Here is an 18542-nt window from a genome sequence, read left to right as displayed (position 1 = left end):
TTTGTTGGAAATCTCAGATGAGTTGGCTACATCGCGACATAAGGTGCCGCAGAAGCGACCCTCGCCAATTTGTCACCACAATTCCTCATAGAGATCGCGCCAGTCCGGATTCATGCGCTCGATCAGGTCGAGTTTCCATTGGCGATACCAGCGCTTCAGAGATTTCTCACGCTGGATTGCAGAGCCGATCTGAAGGTGCTCTTCGTACCAAACCAACCGGGCGCACCCGTATTTTGAAGTGAACCCGGGCATCAAGCCTTCGCGATGCTCATAGATCCGGCGCGCAAGATCGGATGTTACGCCGATGTAGAGCGTCCCTTTCTTCTGATTGGTCACGATGTAGACATAGCCCGCCATGCGCGCGAATAGTGATGGCCGCTGCTCGTTCTGGTCAAGTCCAGATCGGAGTGGCGAGATGCATTGGTGATGCGGGAAAACAACCGGGATAAGAGAGGACCAATGATCCTCGCAATACACCCTTGCGTTATTGCTCGGGCGCATGGATCCTCGGGTCAAGCCCGAGGATGACTGTCGGAGGACGAGCCGATTTCCTTTTGATCCGAGAATAGGTGCGTCTTCTACTCTGGCAGGCTTCCCTTGGTGCCTGTCCGCGTCGCGAACGCTGGCGCAGAGAAACGTCTTCCCGTCGGGGAAAATGAAGCGTTCCGGCACCGCGACATGGGGCACTGAACGCACTTTGAGCATCACTTCGGTAGCATTTGTCTTCAGCCGGCCCTCCACCCGTCATCCTCGGGCTTGACCCGAGGATCCAGACCCGTTCGCGGCGCTAACCGATCGGTCCTTGCGTCAAGCCCGAGGAGCGCGGAGGAGAGAACGTTGCCGCGCGCCGGCAATCTTCTGCGCAGTCACTGCTGCCGTCGGGCGCTACCAAAGCACCGGCGCATCGGCGCGATTGGCCGGATCGGCCCAGTAAAGCGACGTCAGGACTTTGGCGAGGTGGCCGAATTCGGTGTAGCAATGCTGGAGCAGACCGGGCCGATGGCATCATGCCAGCTGGACAATCGAGCTACCGCTGCTTGAGGCGGGCTAAACCTCGGCAACCACCCGCCGATGGGCCAAGCGCTCGCCGACAATGATCGTCAGTCCGGCGACGAAGATAAGGCCGGCGCCGGCAAAGACGTTGCTCGCCGGAATATCGCCCCAGATCAGGAAGCCGAGGCCGAAGGCCCAGACGAGTGAGGTATATTCGAACGGTGCGATCACCGAGATCGGCGCCCGGCGCATGCCCTCGAACAGCGCATATTGCGCGATGCCGGCGATCACCCCCGTGCCCGCCATCAGCGCGAGATCGAACAGCGCCGGCGGCGTCCAGTAGAAGCCGACGGCAAGCCCGGTCATTGCGATGAAGAAGACGTTGGAGATCGTCATCTGCGTCAGTGTCGTCTCCTGGAGCGCGGTCTTGCGCAGCATCACCGTACCGATCGCCCAGAACACGGCGGCCATCAGCGCCAGGAAAACCGGCAGCGAGAGCCTCATGCCCGTTCCAAGCGGATCGCAGGCGATCAGCACGCCGATGAAGCCGAGCAGCACCGCGAACCAGCGGATTGGTGGCACGTCTTCCTTGAGGATCGGGACGGCCAGCAGCGTCACCACGATCGGCGCGGCGTAATAAAGCGTGGTCATTTCGGCAAGGGCGAGATCGCGGGCCGCATTGAAATAGGAAAGCCAGGCGGCCAGCAGCAACAGGTTGCGCACGAACAGCGGCTTGACGACGGGCGACGAGATCGCGCGGCGCACGAGCCTGCCCCGGCCGATCACCAGACACAGGAGGAGAATGGTGATGCTGCGGGTAAACAGGATCTGCCAGACCGAATAGCCGACCACCAGCCATTTGACCGACGCATCCTGCAGCGAGAACAGCAAATAGGAAAACGTCGTCATCACGATGCCGGAAAGCACTGTCTTGTTCATGGAAAGCCCCGATGGCAGCCGGGAGAAAAGGCGGCAGCGCCCGTCTGATAGCGCGCCGCCGCTCAAGGCGGAAGAGGTGGCGGCAGCCTGCGCTGTGGCGAAATCTTGGAGTGTGTTCGTACTTTCGCTTGATGGAGATCAAGGCCCCGGACCGGCCTCTTCGCTACGCATGAAGCAACCAGGTCGGGGTCGGTCCCGGGAGTTATGCAGAAAGTCTCAGTGCGGCGGCAACAGGAGCGTATCCAGATTGATGCGCGATGCTGTACATGACCGCAATATCGCCGCGAAACCGGATCCTCGATGATGCAACCGCTCGCCTTCACCCTTTCCGCCCTCGTCCTCTTGGCGACGCCGGGCCCGACGAACACCTTGCTCTGGCTCTCCGGCGCCGCGGTCGGTTTTCGGCGCTCGGCGCAGCTGCTCCTAGGCGAACTCGGCGGTTATCTCGCGGTGATCATTCCAGCCGTGGCGCTGCTTGCGCCATTTCTCGCGGCGCATCCGCAGATCGGGCTCGCGCTCCGGATCGTGGCTGCCTTCTGGGTCCTTTTCCTCGCCTATGCACTGTGGACCACCGGTGACGACAACCGGGCTTCGCCCGAGATCACCACCCAACGGGTGTTCGTTACGACGCTTCTCAATCCCAAGGCCCTGATCGTAGCCCTGGTGCTTTTGCCGCAGACCGGACTGGTGGCGACGATACCGTGGATCACAGGGTTTTCGCTGCTCGTCGTTGTCGCCGGCTCGTTCTGGATCGGCGCCGGCGCCATGCTCATCCGGCTGTCGCGCGGCGCGCACATGTCCAATCTGCCGCGCCGCATTGCCGCCGTCTGTCTCGCGGTGTTCTCCTTCGGCATCGCCGGCAGCGCGCTGGCAACGATGCTTTAATGCCGCAGATCCGCAGCGATGGCAGATCAGGCGGCTTCCGCCGTCTCGCCGAGTTCGGTGCCAAGCGCGGCGATCAACTCTTCCCAGCCCTCACGCCGATAGGCGACCTGGTCGAGCCCATCAAGAAAGGCCGCCTGCTCGGTGAAGACGATACGCGTGCCGGCGCCGTGCGGCTGGATATCGACGGTTGCCACCGAAGCGGAAATCCGCCGCTCGTTCTCAGCCATCGTATAGGCCGAGATGATGCGCCGGTTCTCGACGATATCGAGGTAAACAGTGTCGTTGTGATAGAAGGTCTTGCCGTCCTTGCTGAAGCGGCCGCTCTCGCGCCCGCCGACGCGGAAGTCGTGGCTATATTCGGCGACCGGCCACCCGTCCGCCTTGACGAACCAACGGTCGTGCGCCGCCGGATCGGCGAAGGCGCGAAAGACCTGTTCGGGCGTCGCCTTGAAAACCCGTTCGATGGTGAAGCTCGCATGTTCCACGGAATTGGCACTCATGATCTTCTCCTCTTCGATCCATTTGCGCAGACGCACCAGCGCTTCCGCGCGCAGCCAGATAACTGATTTCATTTTGAAAGCAGTTGCAAGATAATTCCACTGATGCAATAATGCAAGCAGTTTTGAAAGGACCCCAATGAAAGACGATCATCGCTCCGGCTGCCCGATCAATCTCTCGCTCGAGGTCTTTGGCGACAAATGGAGCCTGCTGATCGTCCGCGACATGATCTTCGGGGGCAAAAGGCACTTCCGCGAACTGCTGCGATCGCAGGAGGGCATCTCGTCGAACATTCTTGCTGATCGGCTGAAGATGCTTGTCGAGCAGGGAATGCTGACCAAGACGGATGACCCGACGCACAAGCAGAAGGCCATCTACAGCCTCACAGAAATGACCATCGCGCTGGTGCCGATCATGGCGCATCTCGGCGCCTGGGGGCGGCGCTACCTGCCCGTCAGCGAAGAGCTCAGCATCCGGGCCGAACTGATGGAAACCGGCGGGCCTGAGCTCTGGAACCGCTTCATGGACGAGCTTCGCTACGAGCATCTCGGACTGGCCCTCGATGGTCCGCCGCGCGTGCGCGCGACATTGCAGGCAGCCTTTGAGGATGTCGTCGCCCGCAAGACCAGGGAAAACGCGGTCGCTTGAGGACTACAAACCGATAGCCGAAAGCATGACGAAGGTGGAAAACAGCACGAAATGCGTCATGCCCTCGATGGCATTGGTTTGACCGTCGTTGAGATTGATCGCTGCAACGATCAGCGTGATCGCCACCATCACCGTCTGCACCGGCGACATCGCCATGATGAAAGGCTGGCCGGTGTAAAGCGCAATCGCCTCCATCACCGGCACGGTCAGGATCACGGTCGACAGCGATGCTCCGAGCGCGATGTTGACGACCGCCTGCATGCGATTGGCAAGTGCTGCACGCATCGCCGTCATGATCTCGGGCGACGCCGAGATTGCGGCGACGACGATGGCGGCGACGGCCGGCGGCGCGCCGCTCCCCTTGAGGCCTGAGGTCAGCAGCCCCGACATGATTTCGGCAAGCGCGCCGATCAGCACCACGCCAATGAGCAGGATCACGATCGACGGCAGCACCGGCTCGTCGGGTTCACCGGCATCATCAATCCCGTCGCTCCTCGCCCGGGGGTAGCTGTAGCTGAAGAAGTAGCTGTGCACCCCCACCTGCATGCGCAGGAACAGCGTGTAGAGCATGATCATCGCGCCGATGGTGAAGGCGGAATAGAAGTGCCACCTCGCGGCCGGCACGAATTCGGGCACGACCATCGAAATGCCCATCGCCGTCAGGATCATGACGCTGTAGGTGCGCGCGGAATTGTCGTTGTAGGGTTGCTCTCCGTGTTTCAGCCCGCCAAGCAGCGCGGCAAGACCGAGAATGCCGTTGATATCGAGCATCACGGCGGAATAGATCGTGTCGCGCACCAGCGTCGGCGAACTCTCGCCGGTCATCATGATCGCCAGAATGATCACTTCCACCAGCACGGCGGACAGCGTCAGGATCATCGTGCCATAGGGGTCGCCGACCTTGGCCGCGAGGACTTCGGCGTGATGGGCGACCCGCATCGACGCCAGCACGATCGCACCCACCAATGCGGCCGCCCCAACGAGCGAAGCTACCTGCCCCATTTCGAGCAAGGGGTGCTCCAGCACAAAACCGGCAATCGCGGCAACCAAGGCGGCGAACAGCAGACGTTCGGATTTCAGCACCGCCAACAAATGAGCCCCCTCGCCGGCTAAACTCAAGCAACGACAAGGACTATAGAAGCGGGCCACTCTATTTCAATCGGAACGACCAAGGATTATTTTCCTCCCTGTTCTTTACCACCCTGGCCGGCTTGGTTAATCTACTGTCGAATAAGGACGTGCGGCCGTCGCCGCCCTGCCGCGGAACAGACATTCATGCTGTCACACGACACCATCTGGCACGCCATCGATGCGTTGGCCGAGCGCCACCAGCTCTCGCCGTCCGGGCTTGCGCGCCGCGCCGGGCTCGACCCGACGTCCTTCAACAAATCCAAGCGCCAGTCCGCCGATGGCCGCGAGCGCTGGCCGTCGACGGAATCGATCGCCAAGGTGCTGGATGCGACCGGTGCGACCATCGACCAGTTCATGGCGCTGATGCGCCCTGACGCCGCCCGAACCGAGCCGTATAAACCCGCCATACCGCTGATCGGTTTTGCCCAGGCTGGCGCTGGCGGCTTCTTCGACGATGGCGGGTTTCCGGCCGGCCAGGGCTGGGACGTCGTCGATTTCCCGGCGGCGGCCGAGCGACGCGCCGGCATCTATGCGCTCGAGATCCAGGGCGAAAGCATGCTGCCGCTCTATCGCGACGGCGACGTTCTGATCGTCGACCCGGGCGCGCAGGTCCGGCGCGGCGACCGTGTCGTGGTCAAGACCCGCGAAGGCGAGGTTATGGCGAAAATCCTGGTGCGGCATACTCCACGCAATATCGAACTGCTATCGCTCAATCCGGAACATCCCAACCGGAGTTTCGAGATGAGCGAAGTCGAATGGATTGCCCGGATCATCTGGGCCAGCCAATAGGACATCTTTCCTGATGCGGCAGCAACTGGTCACCCTGGCAGGCGGGATTGCCGCCATAGCGCTCTATACCGGCATCCTCTATGCCGGCGCCACGACGATCCGCGACCGGGAAAGTGGCGCCACGCCGGACTTCGTGCTCGAAACGCCCGACATGGGGGAAACGCAGCCTGAGGTCGGCGCCGAAGACGTGCCGTTCGACATGACGGCCCCTGAACAGAACGACACGGTGCCTGATGGTGGCCAGAGCGAAAGCAGCTCCCACTCGACCGAGACCACTGCCCGCGCCATCGAACCGCAACAGTTTGGTCTGCCCGACGAAGTCACGACGAAGCCACTCGAACGCATAGAACCGCGAACGCCGCTGTCGGATACCGACAGGGACAAGCCGAAGGCGCCGACGGTCCTCCAACAGCCGATGGCGCTCGCCGCCGGGCTCATCCGCTTCGGCAAGATAACACTGCAACTCGACGGCATCGAGCCGGAAGCGGCGGAACGGACCTGCGAAAGCGCCGGCAAAAGCTGGCCCTGCGGCATGGTCGCCCGGACCGCCTTCCGCAACTTCCTGCGTGCCCGTGCGGTCAACTGCGACATCCCCGGAGACGGAACGGGCGAGACCGTCACCGCCCGGTGCACCGTCGGCGGCCAGGATCCTGCCGCCTGGCTGGTTGCCAATGGCTGGGCGACACCGTTGCCGGGCTCGGTGCTTGAAGAGCAGGCCGAAGCGGCACGCAAGTCAAGGCTTGGCTTCTACGGCGATGACCCGCGCGATTTTCGCCAAACGCCGATGCCGTTCGACGATCCGAGCGCCGCTGCAACGATGGACGAAGCGGCACCGGACTTGTAAGGAACGGCGGAACACACCAGTTCTTCCTACAGCGCCGCGCGTCTTATTAGACGCGCAGACGTCGCTGCAGCAGACACTTTGCGGAAAGCCTCCATGCCACCCAACCTCAGCCAGCACGAAGCCCTTGTCTATGTCATGGTGATGATGTCGGCGGTCGACCGGGAGATGAGCGACGACGAGTTCGCGCGCATCGGCAGGCTCGTGCAGTTTCTTCCCGCCTTCGAAGGCTTCGACGAGGACCAGCTTGTGCTCGTCGGCCACGAATGCTCAGCCCAGCTTGCCGCCCCTGAAGGCCTCGACATCGTGCTTGAGATCGTTCGCGAGGCGCTGCCGGAGAGGCTTTACGAGACGGCTTATGCGCTCGCCGTCGAGATTGCGGCCGCCGACCAGCGCATCCGCAACGAGGAGATCCGCCTTTTGCAGTTGCTGCGTGATCGCCTCGGCCTCGACAAGCTTACCTGCGCTGCAATCGAACGCGGCGCGCTCGCCCGCTTCCGCAGGTAACGGCGGGCCGATCCGGCCGGTTCACGTCAACGTGTCTTGGCGCTCTCCTGCCGAAGCGTGATATCGCTTCACCGAAAAACGGCAGCGAGGCCTGAGGGATGCAGCTTTTCGGCGTGACCGAACCCATGTGGCGCCTTTTGGCCTTTCTCTCGGTCTTTGCCGCCATGGCGGCGCTCGAGCTTCTGCACCCGAGGCTGGAGCGGCCGGAACTGCAAAAGGCGCTGAAGGCGCGCCGCTGGTTTACCAACCTCTCTATCCTGGTTCTGTCCTCGCTTTCGCTGCGGCTGATCTTCCCGGCCGCTGCCACGGGCGCGGCACTCTGGGCTGAAGCGCGGGGATACGGCCTGCTGCCGGCATTGGGCGTTCCTCCGCTCGTGGCCGGCGCAATCGCCTTCGTCTTGCTCGACTTCGCCGTCTGGCTGGAACATGTCGCCTTTCACAAGGTCCCCGCCCTATGGCGAATGCACCGGGTTCATCACGCCGACCCGGGCGTCGACCTGACCACGGCGCTGCGCTTTCATCCGCTGGAGATCGTCGTCTCGATGATCTGGAAGATTGCCGTCGTCGTCGCGCTCGGCGCACCTGCCGTCGCCGTGCTGATGTTCGAGATCGTGCTGAATGCCGCTGCCATGTTCAACCATGCCAATCTGCGGCTGCCACCCCGCCTCGACCGGGCGCTGCGGCCGCTGATCGTCACGCCCGACATGCACCGCATCCACCACTCGACCGAGCGCTCGGAAACGGATTCGAACTACGGCTTCAACCTGGCGATCTGGGACCGGCTGTTCTCGACCTATACGGATCGGCCGCGACGGGGCGACGATGCGATCGAAACGGGGTTGACCGCCTATGGCCGCAGCGAGCCGACCAAGCTTTTGTGGTCGTTACTCCTGCCCTTCCGTCGCAGTTGATTTGGAGCATGTCCGCGCAAAGTGTGCGGCGGTTTGGCGACATAAACTGCAGAGCGTTTCTGTCTCAGAGGAGCCGCTGAAACGCTCCTAGTAAATTCCGTTCGGGAAATAGCGCAGGTAGATCTCGTCGAGCCGCCCACTGCGCGAAAGCGCCAGCAAGGCGTGATCGATCGCCTGCGTCAGCGCCGGCTCGGCCTTGCGGTTCATGATCGTCAGGCCCTCGCCAAGAAAGCGTTGCGAGAAATAGGCGCCGTCGACAAGCGCGCAGCATCCGGCGGCAGCGCTGCCGGACACCCAGAAGGAAAGCTGCATGCCGTCGGAAAAGACGGCTGCGACCTCGCCCTTCTGCAGAGCGGCGAGCATGGCATCGCGATCGGGAAAGATCCTGGCTTCAAGCTTGGGGAAAAAGGCCCTGAACATCACCTCATGCGTGGTGCCGGAAACGACGCCCACCGCCTTGCCCTTCAGGCCCGACGGATCGGAGACGGCGCCGGCTGCCTTGGTGTTGACGGCGAAGCGCGCAGGAAGCCGTATGAACGGCCTGGAGAAGCCGAAGCGCTGACGCAGTTCCGGACTGACGGAGATGCCGGCGGCGACCGCCTCGCCCTGTCCCTCTTCCAGCGCCGGGAGCAGCTCGGCATAGGTGACCGCCTGGATCTGGCATTTGGCTTCGATATCGAGTTCGCGGCAGATCTCGCGCACCAGGTCGACATGGAAGCCCGAAAGCTTGCCCGATTGGTCGATGAAGTTGAACGGCGGGAAATCCACCGTGGTCAGGAACCGTAGGCGCGCAAGGCCGGTCAGATCCGGCTTGGCAATGCGCTCGCGCGCATCGAACAGATTGGGCAGATCCCTGGGCTGGGCGGCAAGCGAACCGGCCATCAGATACACGCACAGAGCCAGCAGTCGGTGGATTTTCATGGGCAATGGCCAGCGCGTCTCTTGGTGGTACCGCACGGCCAGCGCGGCCGCAGATGATTCATGGGTGATGACAAGATTAGCCGGATGGAACCGGGCTGGCTACTGGCTTCGGCGTCCGACGGTTCGGGCCGTCGCACGCAGGAGTGCCGGCTCAAAGCGCGATGGGCTGACATTGAAGAAAAAAGTGGAGCGGGTGATCGGGATCGAACCGACGACATCAAGCTTGGGAAGCTGGCGTTCTACCACTGAACTACACCCGCAGCGCTTCGGAAACTTCCTCAACCGCATGCATCTGTCAAGGACCGTTGCGCCGCGTTGCCGCGCAACGGCACTTTTTCTGTTACTCCGCGTGGAAATGCTTGGAGAGCTTGAGACCCTGAGCCTGATAGTTGGAGCCAAGACCGAGGCCGTAAAGTCCCTCCGGGCGTTCCAGCATATGTTCATAGACCAGCCGGCCGACGATCTGGCCATGCTCGAGGATGAAGGGAACCTCGTGGCTGCGGACTTCGAGCACCGCTCGGCTGCCGCTGCCGCCGGCAGAGGCATGGCCGAAGCCCGGATCGAAGAAGCCGGCATAATGCACGCGGAATTCACCGACCAATGGATCGAACGGCGTCATCTCGGCAGCGTAGAGCGGCGGAACATGCACAGCTTCGCGCGAAACGAGGATGTAGAATTCGTCGGGATCGAGGATCAGCTCGTCGCGGCCACGGCTATAGAGCGGCTCCCAGAAGTCGAACACGGCATGCTGCGCCTTCTTGTCGACATCGACGACCGCGGTGTGATGCTTGCCGCGGTAGCCGATCAGTCCGTCCGGGCCCGTACCCTTGAGATCGATCGAGAGCGCGATCCCGCCGCCGCTGACATTGGGCTTGTCGCTCGCAACCAGCATATCGCTTTCATGCAGCGCCAGCAGTTCCTGCTCGGAGAGCAGCGACTGGCCGGTGCGGAAGCGGATCTGCGACAGGCGCGAACCGCGCCGCACGACGATCGGGAAGGTGCGCGGGCTGATTTCGAGGTAAAGCGGTCCGCGATATCCAGCCGGGATCTTGTCGAACTCCTGGGCGCGATCGGTGATGACGCGGGTGAAGATGTCGAGGCGACCGGTCGAGCTCTTCGGATTTGCCGAAGCCGACATGGTCTCCGGCAGATCGAGGCTTTCCATCAGCGGCACGATATAAACGCAGCCGGTTTCCAGCACGGCGCCGTCGGAGAGATCGACGACATGCAGTTTCAGCCGGTCGAGCTTGTCGGCAACGAGATGCGCCGGCCCCGGCATGAAGCTCGCGCGCACGCGAAATGCCTTGGCGCCGAGGCGCAGGTCGAGGCTTGCCGGCTGGATCTGATCGGTATCCAGCGCCTTTTCGCTTTTCAAGCGTCCGGTCGCAAACAGCGCGGCGATCGCGCGGTCGGCCAAAATCCCAGTCTCGCGGCCCATTTCGATCCTCTTTTCAGTTGCGAGACAAAACCAAACTCCAGGAATTGACGCAAGCGCACCCAAGCAGTATTGGAGCTTTATCCCGTGGTGATTTGGCCGGTCGGCTTGCAGCCACGTTAAACAAGTAGCTAAAAAGGCCGGGTTTCAAACCGGCCCTTCACGCGGCCGGTTTTTTTGTTTTTGAAGGTGATCGTCACATGAGCAAAAACTGGCGCCCGGCAACCCAACTCGTCCACGGCGGAACGACCCGCTCCCAGCACGGCGAGACGTCCGAGGCGATCTTCCTCACCCAGGGCTTCGTCTACGAGACATCCGAGGCGGCGGAAGCACGCTTCAAGGGCGAGACCGAAGGCTTCATCTATGCCCGTTACGGCAGCCCTACCAACGACATGTTTGAAAAGCGCATGTGCATGCTGGAAGGCGCCGAAGACGCGCGCGCCACGGCATCAGGCATGGCTGCCGTCACTGCCGCCATTTTATGCCAGCTGAAGGCCGGCGACCACATCGTTGCCGCCCGCGCCCTCTTCGGCTCCTGCCGCTGGGTGGTCGAGACGCTGGCCCCGAAATACGGCATCGAATGCACGCTGGTCGACGGACGCGATCTCGCGAACTGGGAAAAGGCGATCCAGAAGAACACCAAGGTCTTCTTCCTGGAAAGCCCGACCAACCCGACGCTGGAAGTGATCGACATTTCAGGCGTTTCTCGGCTCGCCAACCAGATCGGCGCCAAGGTCGTGGTCGACAACGTCTTCGCCACGCCGCTGTTCCAGAAGCCGCTGGAACTCGGCGCGCATATCGTCGTCTATTCCGCCACCAAGCATATCGACGGCCAGGGCCGGTGCCTCGGTGGCGTGGTTCTGTCCGACAAGGACTGGATCAACGAGCATCTGCATGACTACTTCCGCCACACCGGCCCGGCGATGTCGCCGTTCAACGCCTGGACGTTGCTGAAGGGCATCGAGACGCTGCCGCTGCGCGTCAAGCAGCAGACCGAAAACGCCCGTCGCGTCGCCGACTTCCTCGCCGAGCAGCCGCAGATCGCCAAGGTGATCTACCCCGGCCGCGCGGACCATCCGCAGGCCGACATCATCGCCAAGCAGATGACCGGCGGTTCGACCCTTGTCGCCTTCGAACTCAAGGGCGGCAAGGATGCGGCCTTCGCACTGCAGAACGCACTGCAGATCGCCCGCATCTCCAACAATCTTGGCGATTCCAAAAGCCTGATCACCCATCCGGCGACGACGACGCACAAGAACCTGACGGACGAAGCTCGCGACGAGCTCGGCATTTCCGCCGGCACCGTTCGTTTCTCCGCCGGTATCGAGGACAGCGACGACATCGTCGAGGACTTCGCCCGCGCGCTGAAGACCGTCAAGGCCTGATACCCACGAACAAGACGGCCGCCCCGAGATCGGCGGCGGCCGCTACTCGACGTCGCGAAAACGCGTTCGCGCGAGCACAATGCGCGATAGCGCGGTGTAGAGGCAGACGACCGCAAACAGCGCCGCCAGCAGCGGAAACCACGTCGGGAACAGGCAGAAGGCCAGGAAGGCGGCGATCGTCTCCGTCGCCTCGGCAAGCCCGGTGGTGAAGTAGAGCGATTTTGCCCCCCGCACATCCGTCGTCATCGCTCGCTTTTCGGCCATAATGGCATAGGCGAGAAAACTCGATCCGTTGACGTAGAACGAGAAGAGCAGCAGACCGCCGACAAGACCGTTGGCCTGCGGATCGGCGCCGATGAAGCCGAGCGGGATGGCACCGTAGAAGGCGAAGTCGAGCACGATGTCGAGGAAACCACCGAAATCGGTTTTGCGCGTGGCGCGTGCCACCGCACCATCAAGTCCATCGCAAAGCCGGCTAACGACGATAACAATGGCGGCGGCAAGGTAGTATTGTCCGGCAATGAGGACAGCGGCAACGAGGCCGAGCGCGAGGCCGGTGATCGTGACCGCATTGGCACCGACACCCCCGCGGGCAAGTGCTGCACCGAGCCGATCCAGTATCGGATCCAGATGTTTTCTCACCGCGCCATCAAGCATCGGCCTCGCCTTTCCGCAGACTTGCCGCCGACGCATGCAATCCTGCCGTTATTCTTGACGAAACCATCTTGCTGTAGAATACCCTGAAAGACTTGAAACAAGGTGTTGCTCATGTATCGCGCGCTCACTCGCGACATAGAAGTTACGGTGGAGCCTTATTATCTGGAAGAGCAATCTGATCCGGATGACAGCCGCTATGTCTGGGGCTACCGCATCGTCATCGCCAACCATTCGGCCGAGTCGGTTCGGCTGATGACACGCTACTGGCATATTACCGACGAGAACGGCCAGGTGGACGAAGTCAGCGGGCCCGGTGTCATCGGAGAGCAACCGTTGCTGAACCCCGGCGATACCTACGAATATTCCTCCGGATGCCCGCTCGATACGCCGTCCGGCGTCATGTTCGGCCACTACAGCATGGAATCGGAAGGCGGAGAACACTTCAACGTGGCAATCCCCGCCTTCTCGCTTGATTCACCAGGGCTCGTTCGAACCCTGAATTGAGGCATCCTACTGCTGGCGGACCTCGCTTGCCTCGAAGCGATAGGTGGTCGAGCAGAACTCGCACGTCACCTTGATCAAGCCGTCCTCGATGGTGCTCTCGATATCGTCGGCGTGCAGTCCGGTGAGCACCGAGCGGATCTTTTCGCGCGAACAGCTGCAGCGATCATAGACCGCCTGCGGCTCGTAGACGCGAACGCCGCGCTCGTGGAACAGCCGATAGAGCAGACGTTCCGTGCCGACCATCGGGTCGGTCAGTTCGTCGGCATCGATCGTCTCGACCATGACCTTGGCTTCCGCCCAGAGATCGTCCTCGTCGAAGAGATCCTCGTTGTCGTCGCCGTCACCCCCCGAAAGATCCGGTTGGCGCATGCGCTCCGGCGCATCCGGCAGGAACTGCGCGACCATGCCGCCGGCGCGCCAGCGATGGCGCGGCTTGCCGTTCTCGTCGCGGTCGAGCAGTTCGGCAACGCCGAGGCGCACCTTGGTCGGGATCTGCTCCGACTGGCGGAAGTAGACGCCGGCAATCTCCTCGAGCGTGGCGCCATCGAGCGCAACGATGCCCTGATAGCGCTGGGTATGGGCACCCTGATCGATGGTGAAGGCGAGAACGCCCTTGCCCAGCAGCTCATGCGACTGGGTGCGTCCGTCCTTCAGAGCTTCCTCCAGCGCTTCCTCGTTGAAACGGGCATAGGCGCGCACCCGATCGGGCGTGGCAAAATCGGCGACGACAAGATCGACCGGGCCGTCGCTCTTCGTCTGGACGATAAGCTTGCCGTCGAACTTCAGCGACGTTCCGAGCAGCACGGTCAGCACCACGGTCTCGGCAACCAGCCGCGCGACCGGAAGCGGATAGTTGTGGCGCTCGAGGATCGCATCGAGCATCGGGCCGAGCTGAACGGCGCGGCCACGCACATCGAGGCCCTCCACCTGGAAGGGCACGACATGATCGTCACCGGCAAAGTCGAATTCGCCAAGTCCTGGTGCCATCTCAGTCATCTGCTGCTCCTTACGTCACTAAAGCGCGTCGCGATCGCCAGGATTCGCTGACTGCGCTTCAAGTTTTTGTTCTTGTGCATATCGTTATCGCAAAACCGCTGCGCACTTTTCCGCGACATGCTTGGGAGAGGGCCGCGCAGAGAACATAAACATCCTCCGGTGCAGCCTGCCCGTTATCCTATTCGATCCCGCCATAAACGGATTTGTCTAGCAGGCATGTGCCGTTTTGCCGGCCGATCATGCGCTGCCTGTCGTCAGGTAACGTCCGTTGTTTCCACCCCGGAACGTCCCGCATTCGGCCTAAATCGTGTCGCATGCGGGAAATTTCAATAGGCAGACGCGCCGATCAGACGAGCCCCATGCACCAGGCGATGATCGACTTCTGTGCGTGCAGCCTGTTTTCCGCCTCGTCGAATACCACCGACTGCGGCCCGTCGATGACCTCGTCGGTCACTTCCTCGCCGCGATGCGCCGGCAGGCAGTGCATGAACAGTGCGTCCGGCGAGGCGTGCCTCATCAGCGCGTCGTTGACCTGGAAGGGCTGGAAGACGTTGTGGCCGCGAGCGCGATGCTCCTGGTTCATGGAAATCCAGGTGTCGGTAACGACGCAATGCGCGCCGGCAACGGCCTGCTCGGCCTCATGGCAAAGCAGGATCTCGCCGCCATTGTTGCGCGCCCAGTTGAGGATCTTGTCGTGCGGCTCGGAACCGAGCGGCACCGCCATGTTCATGCGGTAGCCGAAACGGGCCGAGCCCTCGATCAGCGAGTGAAGCACGTTGTTTCCGTCGCCGGTCCAGGCGATGGTCTTGCCCTTCACCGGGCCGCGATGCTCCTCGAAGGTCATGATATCGGCCATGATCTGGCAGGGATGGGTGTCGTCGGTCAGGCCGTTGATGACGGGCACCGTGGCGTGCTCGGCAAGCTCGAGAAGACGGCGATGATCGGTGGTGCGGATCATGATCGCATCGACGTAGCGTGACAGCACCTTGGCAGTGTCGCCGATGGTCTCGGCGCGGCCGAGCTGCATTTCGGTGCCCGAGAGAAACAGGGTTTCGCCGCCGAGCTGGCGCATGCCGACGTCAAAGGAGACGCGCGTGCGGGTCGAAGGCTTTTCGAAGATCATCGCCAACATCTTGCCGGCGAGCGGCTTTTCGGCGGTTCCGGCCTTCGTCGCCGTCTTTCGCACGCGTGCGTCATCGATGATCGTGCGCAGATCGGCTGCCGTCATGGCCGAAAGATCGATGAAATGTCTTGTGCCTGCCATCGTAGTCAATTCCTGTCTCAGAATGGCCCGTGGAGCGCGACCGGTGTCGAAGAGCCAAAAGAACGCTCGACACCTTGGGCTCGCGCATGGACCCTTGGGAAAATCGCTGCCGATCTCCGGGTTCACAAATTAGGCTGCGGCGGTACCGCTGCTGCTTCTCACGGCTTCGGCCGCGCGCTCGATCCGCGCCAGGCCTTCGCGCGCTTCCGCGGCGGTCACCGTCAGCGGCGGCAACAGGCGCAGGACGTTTTCGCCGGCCGGAACAGCCAGCAGCTTCTCCGCGCGGATCGCCTTCAGGAGATCGGCCGAAGGGCCTTTCGCCTTGATGCCGAGCATCAGGCCGTCGCCGCGGATATCCTCGATCACATCGGGGAAACGGTCCTTCAACGACGCGAGGCCCTGGCGGAAGACCAGGGCCACGTCGCGGACATGCTCCAGGAAACCGTCGGCCAGGATGACGTCGAGCACGGCGTTGCCGACAGCCATGGCAAGCGGGTTGCCGCCATAGGTCGAACCGTGCGTACCGGCGACCATGCCGGCAGCCGCCTCTTCGGTCGCAAGGCAGGCACCGAGCGGGAAGCCGCCGCCGATGCCCTTGGCGACAGCCATGATATCCGGACGGATGCCAGCCCATTCATAGGCGAAAAGCTTGCCGGTGCGGCCGACGCCGGACTGGACCTCGTCGAGGATCAGCAGCAGACCGAACTCGTCGCAAAGCGCGCGCAGCTCCTGCATGAATTCCTTGGTGACCGGGCGGATGCCGCCCTCGCCCTGGATCGGCTCGATCAGGATCGCCGCCGTCTCGTCGGTGATCGCATCCTTGAGCGCCGTGATATCGCCGAAGGGAACCTGATAGAAACCCGGGGCCTTCGGGCCAAAGCCCTCGATGTACTTCTGCTGACCACCCGCCGCGATGGTCGCGATCGTGCGTCCGTGGAAGGCACCCTCGAAGGTGATGATGTGGAACTTCTCCGGATTGCCCTTGGCATAGTGGTAGCGACGCGCAGTCTTGATCGCGCATTCGAGCGCCTCGGCACCCGAGTTGGTGAAGAAGACACGATCGGCGAAGGTGACGGCCGTCAGCCGGCGTGCAAGGCTCTCCTGGCCGGGGACCTCATAAAGGTTGGACAGGTGCCAGACCTTCTCGGCCTGCGCCTTCAACGCCTCGACCAGATGCGGATGCGCATGGCCAAGCGAGTTGACGGCGACGCCGGCGGCGAAGTCGAGATAGCGCGAGCCGTCTTCGGCGATCAACCAGACGCCCTCTCCTCGCTCGAAACGCAACGGCGCACGCATGTAGGTGTCGTAAAGCGGCGTGGTTGCAGTCATGGCGAGCCTCTCCTTCATTGCTATCGGCATCGATCCGAGCCCCTGTTGAGCGCGGCAAAAAATTAAAAATGCCGCCTTGCGGCGGCGCAGGCACTATTCCTATTTCGCAGCGCAATGTCAACAAAACCAAGCTTTGCAGTGCGGTCGGACGGGTCTGATCCATGCGACGAAAAAATCACGCGACGGGGCTTGCAAAAATGCAACGCCCACCGAGCAAGTTGGGGAAAACCAAGAAATCGATTCGGCGCGATTCGCGGGACTCTTGCCACGGAGTCCGCCGGTCAGTAGGTTAATGTTCAATTACTAGACGCATGCGGCGGGCCTAGTCACCAAAAGTGTTATCGCGTTGCAGCTCCGGAGCCTGTCCGGAGCGTGGTGAGAGATTCTGTCATCGCCAACGCTGAGAACGGAGAGTGCAGAAATGAACTGGACTGACGAGCGGGTGGAAAAACTGAAGAAGCTTTGGTCCGAGGGCCTGAGCGCGAGCCAGATCGCGGCACAGCTCGGCGGCGTCAGCCGCAATGCGGTCATCGGCAAGGTTCACCGGCTGAGCCTGCCCGGCAGGGCCAAGGCTGGCGGAACCACCGCCGCGACCCGGCCGAAGCAGCGCCCGACTTCGGCGCCGCGCGCTCCGAACTACGCTTCGCGCGTCACGACACGGACGGTTACCCGTGCGGCCGGCGCGACCGTGCTCAAGGAAGAGGTCGAAGTCGATCTCGTCGCCGAACAGGATTTCCGCATCCAGACGGATGTGGTCGTGCCAATGTCGCGCCGCCTGGAGCTGACGCAGTTGACCGAGCGCACCTGCAAATGGCCGATCGGCGACCCGCTCAAGGAAGAATTCCACTTCTGCGGCAACGATTCCCCGGAAGCTTCGCCCTATTGCACATTCCATGCGCGGCTTGCCTATCAGCCGACCTCCGAGCGCCGTCGCGCTCGCTGAGACGACCGAAAACCACATGCAGAAAAGGGGCCGCACGGCCCCTTTTTTATTGGCTGCTGCATGTTTCCCTGGTTCGTATTCGCTTCAAGGAAACATGCCGCAATTCAAGATGCAACAGCGACCTTTGCGCGTCCATTAAGATGCGCGGCGCTGCAGTGGCCGGCTGGCTCAGCTTTCGAGCGAGTAGCCGGCACCGCGAACGGTGCGGATGACATCAGGCATGCTCGAGAAATTCAGTGCCTTGCGCAAGCGACCGACATGCACGTCGACGGTGCGCTCGTCGACATAGATATCGTGGCCCCAGACGCCATCAAGGAGTTGCGAGCGCGAGAACACCCGGCCCGGCGACGACATCAGGAATTCGAGCAGGCGGAATTCCGTCGGACCAAGGCGGACCTCGCGGGTGCGGCGATGCACGCGATGGGTCTCGCGATCGAGCTCGATGTCGCCGCAGCGAAGCAGCGTCGAGAGGACCTCGGGCTTGGCGCGCCGCAGCATCGCCTTGACACGGGCCATCAGCTCCGGGGTCGAGAACGGCTTGACGACATAATCGTCGGCGCCGGTGGCAAGGCCACGAACCCGCTCGCTCTCCTCGCCGCGCGCCGTCAGCATGATGATCGGCAGGCGCTCGGTTTCCGGACGTTGGCGCAGCCGGCGGCAAAGCTCGATGCCGGAAACGCCCGGCAGCATCCAGTCGAGGATCAGGAGATCCGGGAGGCGCTCCTGTAGGCGGATCTCCGCCTCGTCTCCGCGCAGGATCGTATCAACATCGAACCCTTCGGCTTCGAGGTTATAACGCAGCAGGACACTCAGCGCCTCTTCGTCTTCGACAACGGCGATTTTCGGCAACATCAGGCAACGTCTCCTTACCCAGAGCGTCTCGCGTTCGATCGAACGCAAAGAGATGCTCGAACATATAGAATCTGGAGCACTCCGCGCGTTTTCATAGGCACGCGCGAAAACGTA

20 protein-coding genes, 1 tRNA gene and 1 riboswitch are annotated in these 18542 nt (G+C 62.3%); of the genes, 9 read left to right on the top strand and 12 right to left on the bottom strand.

Translation table 11 applies throughout. The features are described 5' to 3' along the window. Positions 1-72: 72 nt before the first annotated feature. Together IB264_RS02310 and IB264_RS02305 are read right to left on the bottom strand one after the other, a co-directional pair. The gene (locus IB264_RS02310; RefSeq protein ID WP_025425819.1) at positions 73-357 is read right to left on the bottom strand and encodes a GIY-YIG nuclease family protein; all 285 of its coding nucleotides are present in this window, start codon (positions 355-357) and stop codon (positions 73-75) included. Between the two features lie 690 nt (positions 358-1047). Then, on the bottom strand, positions 1048-1932 hold the full coding sequence (locus tag IB264_RS02305; protein ID WP_025425818.1) for a DMT family transporter: 885 nt from the start codon (positions 1930-1932) through the stop codon (positions 1048-1050). A 300-nt stretch (positions 1933-2232) separates the two neighbouring features. Here IB264_RS02305 and IB264_RS02300 point away from each other — a divergent pair, with 300 nt between their 5' ends. Next, the gene (locus tag IB264_RS02300; protein WP_225906201.1) at positions 2233-2817 is read left to right on the top strand and encodes a LysE family translocator; all 585 of its coding nucleotides are present in this window, start codon (positions 2233-2235) and stop codon (positions 2815-2817) included. Positions 2818-2843: 26 nt separating this feature from the next. On the opposite strand, the gene IB264_RS02295 is transcribed toward IB264_RS02300, so the two are convergent. Beyond that, a complete protein-coding gene (locus IB264_RS02295) occupies positions 2844-3317 on the bottom strand; it encodes an SRPBCC family protein (protein ID WP_025425816.1) in 474 nt (157 codons plus the stop codon). A 136-nt stretch (positions 3318-3453) separates the two neighbouring features. On the opposite strand from IB264_RS02295, the gene IB264_RS02290 reads away from it, so the two are divergent. Then, positions 3454-3963 (top strand): helix-turn-helix domain-containing protein, encoded by a 510-nt coding sequence (locus IB264_RS02290; RefSeq protein WP_025425815.1) that lies wholly within the window; start codon positions 3454-3456, stop codon positions 3961-3963. A gap of 3 nt (positions 3964-3966) precedes the next feature. Here IB264_RS02290 and IB264_RS02285 read toward each other — a convergent pair whose 3' ends face one another. Then, on the bottom strand, positions 3967-5055 hold the full coding sequence (locus tag IB264_RS02285) for a calcium:proton antiporter (RefSeq protein ID WP_025425814.1): 1089 nt from the start codon (positions 5053-5055) through the stop codon (positions 3967-3969). Positions 5056-5238: 183 nt separating this feature from the next. On the opposite strand from IB264_RS02285, the gene IB264_RS02280 reads away from it, so the two are divergent. The 4 genes from IB264_RS02280 to IB264_RS02265 all read left to right on the top strand — a co-directional run bounded on the left by IB264_RS02280 (position 5239) and on the right by IB264_RS02265 (position 8142). After that, positions 5239-5883 carry a helix-turn-helix transcriptional regulator gene (locus tag IB264_RS02280; protein WP_025425813.1) on the top strand — a complete coding sequence of 215 codons (645 nt, stop codon included), beginning with the start codon at positions 5239-5241 and terminating at the stop codon, positions 5881-5883. A 13-nt stretch (positions 5884-5896) separates the two neighbouring features. After that, on the top strand, positions 5897-6727 hold the full coding sequence (locus IB264_RS02275) for a thermonuclease family protein (RefSeq protein WP_025425812.1): 831 nt from the start codon (positions 5897-5899) through the stop codon (positions 6725-6727). 93 nt (positions 6728-6820) lie between these two features. Beyond that, complete coding sequence (locus IB264_RS02270; protein WP_025425811.1) at positions 6821-7231, top strand: tellurite resistance TerB family protein; 411 nt, start codon at positions 6821-6823, stop codon at positions 7229-7231. 98 nt (positions 7232-7329) lie between these two features. Next, positions 7330-8142 (top strand): sterol desaturase family protein, encoded by an 813-nt coding sequence (locus IB264_RS02265; protein ID WP_025425810.1) that lies wholly within the window; start codon positions 7330-7332, stop codon positions 8140-8142. Positions 8143-8229: 87 nt separating this feature from the next. On the opposite strand, the gene IB264_RS02260 is transcribed toward IB264_RS02265, so the two are convergent. From IB264_RS02260 to IB264_RS02250, 3 genes are all read right to left on the bottom strand, one after another. Continuing rightward, positions 8230-9063 (bottom strand): transporter substrate-binding domain-containing protein, encoded by an 834-nt coding sequence (locus IB264_RS02260; RefSeq protein WP_038575856.1) that lies wholly within the window; start codon positions 9061-9063, stop codon positions 8230-8232. A gap of 185 nt (positions 9064-9248) precedes the next feature. Next, positions 9249-9323, bottom strand: a tRNA-Gly gene (locus IB264_RS02255). Between the two features lie 80 nt (positions 9324-9403). Then, positions 9404-10501, bottom strand: a complete 1098-nt coding sequence (locus tag IB264_RS02250) for a 2'-deoxycytidine 5'-triphosphate deaminase (protein ID WP_025425808.1) — start codon at positions 10499-10501, stop codon at positions 9404-9406. A 74-nt stretch (positions 10502-10575) separates the two neighbouring features. Next, positions 10576-10654, top strand: a riboswitch (SAM riboswitch). Between the two features lie 44 nt (positions 10655-10698). Here IB264_RS02250 and IB264_RS02245 point away from each other — a divergent pair. Further along, positions 10699-11883 carry an O-succinylhomoserine sulfhydrylase gene (locus IB264_RS02245; protein WP_025425807.1) on the top strand — a complete coding sequence of 395 codons (1185 nt, stop codon included), beginning with the start codon at positions 10699-10701 and terminating at the stop codon, positions 11881-11883. Between the two features lie 42 nt (positions 11884-11925). On the opposite strand, the gene IB264_RS02240 is transcribed toward IB264_RS02245, so the two are convergent. Then, a complete protein-coding gene (locus tag IB264_RS02240) occupies positions 11926-12540 on the bottom strand; it encodes a CDP-alcohol phosphatidyltransferase family protein (RefSeq protein ID WP_025425806.1) in 615 nt (204 codons plus the stop codon). 111 nt (positions 12541-12651) lie between these two features. On the opposite strand from IB264_RS02240, the gene apaG reads away from it, so the two are divergent. Continuing rightward, entirely contained in the window at positions 12652-13044 is a 393-nt protein-coding gene (gene apaG / locus IB264_RS02235; RefSeq protein WP_025425805.1) for a Co2+/Mg2+ efflux protein ApaG, read from the top strand. Between the two features lie 6 nt (positions 13045-13050). Here apaG and IB264_RS02230 read toward each other — a convergent pair whose 3' ends face one another. The 3 genes from IB264_RS02230 to IB264_RS02220 form a co-directional block, all read right to left on the bottom strand. Then, positions 13051-14040: an Hsp33 family molecular chaperone gene (locus IB264_RS02230; RefSeq protein ID WP_025425804.1), complete on the bottom strand. Its 990-nt coding sequence runs from the start codon at positions 14038-14040 to the stop codon at positions 13051-13053. A gap of 346 nt (positions 14041-14386) precedes the next feature. Further along, entirely contained in the window at positions 14387-15304 is a 918-nt protein-coding gene (gene argF / locus IB264_RS02225) for an ornithine carbamoyltransferase (protein WP_025425803.1), read from the bottom strand. A 129-nt stretch (positions 15305-15433) separates the two neighbouring features. Beyond that, positions 15434-16633, bottom strand: coding sequence for an aspartate aminotransferase family protein (locus IB264_RS02220; RefSeq protein ID WP_025425802.1), 1200 nt, complete (start codon positions 16631-16633; stop codon positions 15434-15436). A gap of 421 nt (positions 16634-17054) precedes the next feature. Between IB264_RS02220 and IB264_RS02215 the strand changes: the two genes are divergently transcribed. Further along, positions 17055-17576, top strand: coding sequence for a GcrA family cell cycle regulator (locus IB264_RS02215; RefSeq protein ID WP_025425801.1), 522 nt, complete (start codon positions 17055-17057; stop codon positions 17574-17576). A 168-nt stretch (positions 17577-17744) separates the two neighbouring features. Here IB264_RS02215 and phoB read toward each other — a convergent pair whose 3' ends face one another. Beyond that, positions 17745-18428: a phosphate regulon transcriptional regulator PhoB gene (gene phoB / locus IB264_RS02210; RefSeq protein WP_025425800.1), complete on the bottom strand. Its 684-nt coding sequence runs from the start codon at positions 18426-18428 to the stop codon at positions 17745-17747. Between the last annotated feature and the right edge of the window lie 114 nt (positions 18429-18542).

It is taken from the genome of Ensifer sp. ENS11 (assembly GCF_014851895.1).
GTDB classification, from domain to species: Bacteria; Pseudomonadota; Alphaproteobacteria; order Rhizobiales; family Rhizobiaceae; genus Ensifer; species Ensifer canadensis.
This window is presented reverse-complemented; position numbering and strand designations above follow the sequence as displayed.